The following is a 2660-nucleotide window of genomic DNA, read 5'->3' as shown; positions in this document are numbered from 1 at the left end:
GGCGCGCTTTAGTGAGGCGATTTGAGACCAGATGAGACGCTAACCAATTGTCAGGACTTGCTTTTCTCCGGAAAACCGGACGACATGGGACGACCTGACACGAAGATAATTTATTCCCACTCGATTATTTCCTGCGCCTGTAAACCCGCATAAAACCTAGCGTTCTGGCCGCTGATATTTCCGTCTACCGTCATGTCTACCGTCATAGGACGAGTGCTTGTTGAGGTGGTCGCTCCGACCGGCTCAACGCGATCCGGGCCGAAGCGCTGCAAGGGGCAGTTGAAGCTCCAGAGCGCGTCGAACACGTTGATTATATAAGAAATTGCCGCTCATACCGATGTGCGTGAGTCCGTACTGGATGTCAGAAGCGCACCTATCGCCAACTGTGCCGCCAATCTGACGGCACACCGCCATCGCCTCACGGGCACCAGCCACCCCCAGGAAGGCCCGCAGGTTGCTCTTAGCGCACATTAGGCACCTGACAGGTCGTCAGGGCCCAGGTAAGTGAGGTCGATCCTGCCGACGTCCTGAGACACCTGGGCGCGCATTAGACCCGCTCTACCGGGATTAAGCACGGCCTGCACTGTGCCCAGCGGCGTGCCGTCAGCCGAGAGCACGCATGGCTGACCGCCCCAATCATGGACTTGGACGGGCGTGTCCGGCGGCGGCGGTGTGCCGAGCCACGCCACGTTTGCCCAGTATCGCCGATCGGCCCAGGTGCGGTTCTCGCGCGGGGTGAAACTTTGCGCGAACTCCATCCACATTGCCTTCGTCTCGGCGGTCGGCCAATCGGGCTGGGCGCTGTAGGCGGCGACCGCTTCCGAATTGAGCCATTGTCGGAGCTCCTGGCCCGTCTGGAAGGTCGCGTCGGTGTCGGCCACGGCCTTGATGGCAGCAAGCCTCGAGTTGAACCCAGCCTGGATGAGGATCGAGGCCGAACGGTCTAGCGTCCCGGTTTCGACAGCTGGGACGGCCAAGCCAAGCTCGAAGTTATCGAGCAGGAAGCCGCTGATGGTGTCGCCGTTGGCGGCCGCACGAACGCGGATGGCCTCCATCGCCCAAGGCAGACGAAAGACGAGTCCCCCTTCGATGAACTGCAGCGTCTCCGACTCCCGACCGGCGGCGATGGCGGCAAGAGGCTGGCCGAGAAGCCAGGTGCGCAGGATGTCGCGCCAGTTGGCGGGCATGGGGTCGGGTGTGAAGGGAAAGAAGGCGAAGACGCGCTCGGCAATGCTCGTGATCGCCTCGATCGCCGCCTCGGTATCACCGTCGAGAATGCCGCCATTAGCCTGAACCAGGAGAAGGTTGGCGTCCGCCGCGATGGCGTCGAGTGCATGACCAGTCGTCAACCCGACGCCAGCGAGGAAATAGCCCCGGCGCCGCGCCGCCGTCGACTGATTCCAGATGTGCCGGCTGCGCGAAACCAGGCCCGCCTTGAGGACCTGTCGCACCTGCTCATTCTGCCGGAGCAGGCGGCGGTGCCAGAGAGAGGATTGAAGGATGTCATCCAGCGCGGCTTCAATCCCATCGTCCGGGATGTCGTTCTCGCCGATGAGGCTGAGAATCGCCGTGTCGAGCGTCGCGACGTGCTGCTCCCAGTCGTTCAGGGCACGCTCGCGGTCCTCCGGCTTCTCGTTCGCGACCTCGGGGAAGGTCCACGCTGCCGCGTTGTTGACGACATACTCGACGAGCTGGTTCAGGTCACCGCCGATGCGGGCGCGCATGCGGGACAGCAGCGCCGCGACCAGCTGCACAAGCCCGCTCTCCATATTGCGCGCGCCGAGATCGTTGATGAGGGCTTCCCAGTTGCGCCGCTTCTTCGCGATGTCGTCGAACATGGGGAAGAGCACGATGCCTTCCACGTCGACATAGGCACGTCCGGCTCGTCCGACAACGTTCTTGAACTCGGAGATCTCGATCCGTTCGCCGAAGCGATGGAGCGAGTGCATGACCACGGCCGTGGCCGATAGGTTGAGGCCCTGCGCGAGCGTCGGCGATGAGATGGTGATCTTGAGGACGTTGTCGCGTAGCAGACGCTCGACCTCCTTGCGATAGGCAGTTGGCAGGGCGCCATGATGCAATGCGACGCCGAGGCGCAGGCATTTGAGGATAGCGCTGTTCGGCCCGAGCCATTCCTCGCCGAGCGCGATCGCGGTGTTGAGGACGGCAGGGCCGGCCTCGAGCAAGGAACGAAGCGCCCCTCGCTCATGGAGATCGACGATTACGTCTGCGAAGGGCTCGACGCTGCGCCGCTCCGGGCAGAAAACGAGGACGCTCTGCCCATCCTCGACCAGCCGCCAAGCCGTCGCGAGGCAGAGCTCGCGCTGATCGCAGGGGAATAACTTGGTTCGACGACGCTTTGGCGGCACCCAGTTCGGGGGCGCGGCCCCTGCGAGGAACCGCTGGACCCACGGCCGCTCGTCGCCAACGCGCAGGTTCAGGCGCGCGCTGGGTGATGACCAGACGACCTCGCCGAACCGCAGTCGGGTCGGCCGCCAGTCATGCTTGATCAGGCCACCCGGGTGATCCCGCCGTAGCCATCCGGCGAAGTCATCAAGCTGATCCCCATCGGGCAAGATCGCCGAGAGGCACACGATCCGACGTTCGTGCGCGTCCGCGCGACGAAGCAGTCGCTGGATCTGTACCTCGTAGCGAACCTC

At 63.7% G+C, this 2660-nt stretch carries 1 protein-coding gene; it reads right to left on the bottom strand.

What is annotated here, in order from left to right; genetic code table 11:
* Positions 1–470 precede the first annotated feature (470 nt).
* Positions 471–2660 (bottom strand): helicase-related protein (locus tag Q1M07_RS09140; protein WP_300453219.1); only part of this gene is annotated, 2190 nt, incomplete at its 5' end.

This window comes from Accumulibacter sp., from assembly GCF_029255285.1.
In the GTDB taxonomy this organism is placed as follows: Bacteria; Pseudomonadota; Gammaproteobacteria; order Burkholderiales; family Rhodocyclaceae; genus Accumulibacter.
This window is presented reverse-complemented; position numbering and strand designations above follow the sequence as displayed.